The following is a 1,967-nucleotide window of genomic DNA, read 5'->3' as shown; positions in this document are numbered from 1 at the left end:
TTTGCATCTGGATCTGATAGAACAGGATCTTCTCCCATTATATACATCGCCTTCAAATTGCCCTTAACGGCTTGATTAAACATTTCAGGAATTTGATATCCAAGATTTGGACTCAATGGAGTTTTCCATACGCTTTCGAAAAATTCACGAGCTTTTGGATCTGTAACTTTTGCATAAGCAGGATATGTGTTAGGTAAAGCTCCTAAATCACAAGCTCCTTGTACATTGTTTTGACCTCTAATAGGGTTAATACCGCCAGATTCAATACCTACATGGCCAGTTAACATTCCTAAATTTGCCAAGCTCATTACGTTTTCTGTACCATGAGTATGTTCTGTAATTCCCAATGTGTAGAATATACCTGCTTTTTCTGTCTTAGCGTATAGCAAAGCAGCTTCTCTGATTAAATCCTTATCTACTCCAGTTACCTTTTCAGCTTCATCCAAATCGTACTTCATTACAGTTTTCTTCAAGCCTTCAAAGTTTTCAACACGAGATTCAATATAATCTTTGGCTTCTAATCCTTCTTCTATGATAACTTTCATCATAGCATTTAACAAGAATACATCCGTACCTGGATTTAATCTCAACCAAATATCCGCTTCTTCCGCTAAGCCAGTTTTTCTTGGATCTACAACTATAAGTTTAGTTCCTTTTTTAACTGCTTGTTTCATCTTATTACCAATAATAGGATGTGCTTCAGTAGCATTAGAACCTATAACAAACAACAATTCTGCACCCAGAATTTCTTCTATAGAGTTTGTCATAGCTCCACTTCCTAATGTAGCTGCAAGACCTGCAACTGTTGGAGCGTGTCAGGTTCTGGCGCAGTGATCGACGTTGTTTGTTCCAATCGCTGCTCTCATCATTTTTTGGAATACAAAGTTATCTTCGTTTGTACATCTAGCAGAACTTAAACCAGCAATAGAATCTGGACCAAATTCCATTTTAATATCTCTTAATTTCTTTCCAACATAACCAATAGCTTCATCCCAGCTACATTCAACTAATTCTCCATTTTTTCTAATTAATGGAGTTGTCAATCTTTCATCTGAGTGAATCATATCTGTATGGAAACGCCCTTTTATACAAAGTGAGTTTTGGTTTACATAACCATCACATGGTTCAACACCTTGAACTTTTCCATTTTTTACAATCAAGTTAAATTGACATCCTGTACCACAGAATGGACAAGTTGTCTTTACTTTTTCTACTTCCCAAGGTCTAGTGTCTTTTAATTGTTTATTAATCAATGCTCCAGTTGGACACACGCTTATACATTGTCCACACATACGACAGTTTTCCTTTGACAAAGGAAGGTCAAAAGCTGTAGAAATATATGAATCAAATCCCCTGTTTTTAAAATCTACAGTATGTGTACATTGAACTTCTTCACATACTCTTACGCATTTCCCGCACAATATACATTTGTTTTGATCTCTAAAAATCAATGGATTGCTATCATCAACTTCATGATTTTGAACTTCTATGTCATAGTTACCGTATTTACCTAAAACTTCTGGGTTTTTAACGCCATATCTGTAGCACAAATCTTGTAATCTACAATTTCCAACTTTTGAACATGTCAAGCAATCCTTAGGGTGATTCATCATCAAAAGTTTAAGTATATTTTGTCTAGTTTTAATTAATCTATCAGTTTCCGTCTTAACAACCATTCCGTCTTTGACCATAGTAGAACATGACGTTTGAAGTTTTCTGGATCCTTCTATCTCAACTAAGCACATTCTACAACCGCCAAATTCGCTCAGGTATTTATCGTGGCACAATGTCGGAATATCAATCCCTATTTTATGCGCCGCTTCTAATACAGTGGTATTTTCTTCAACTTGAACATCAATACCATCAATATTTATATTTAACATATTACACCTACCAAACTTCGTTAAATCCTACATTCAAAAATATTTCTTCTAGTTCAGTTTTATGCAATTTTTCCATTTTAGATA

General features: G+C 35.0%; 1 protein-coding gene. It reads right to left on the bottom strand.

Annotated elements, in window-relative coordinates:
* A partial coding sequence (locus KHW44_RS09145) for a molybdopterin-dependent oxidoreductase (protein WP_304068739.1) occupies positions 1-1,883 on the bottom strand: 1,883 nt, incomplete at its 3' end.
* Positions 1,884-1,967 lie beyond the last annotated feature (84 nt).

This window comes from Finegoldia magna (assembly GCF_018371055.1).
Taxonomy (GTDB): Bacteria; Bacillota; Clostridia; order Tissierellales; family Peptoniphilaceae; genus Finegoldia; species Finegoldia magna_I.
Note: the sequence above shows the minus strand (reverse complement) of the source record. Positions and strands in the feature narration are given on the sequence as shown.